General features: G+C 49.8%; 1 protein-coding gene. It reads left to right on the top strand.

Annotated features, from left to right (window positions below; genetic code table 11):
• Positions 1–317: AMP-binding protein (locus AC04NP_RS30765; RefSeq protein ID WP_482863967.1), on the top strand; the 317-nt coding region annotated here is incomplete at both ends.

Genomic DNA, 317 nt, shown 5'->3' with positions numbered 1-317 from the left:
CCATTTTGTTCCTTCGATGTTGGGGGCCTTTTTAGCGGGATCATCCGCTGGGGATTGTAGCTCATTACGCAGGGTGTTGTGTAGTGGAGAAGCCCTGACCCTAGAACAAGTACGATCATTTAGGGCGCTGTTTCATAGTGTACGTCTTGATAATTTATACGGACCTACCGAGGCGGCTGTTCACGTTAGCAGTTGGTCCGTGCCCGAAGAGGTAGCCTCCTTGACCAAGGTTCCTATCGGAAGACCGGTCTCTAATACGGGTTTATATGTTTTGGATGGCAATGAAAATCTTGTTCCGATCGGCGCAGTTGGCGAAC

The sequence above is a fragment of the Agaribacillus sp. DX54 genome, from assembly GCF_056858335.1.
Note: the sequence above shows the minus strand (reverse complement) of the source record. Positions and strands in the feature narration are given on the sequence as shown.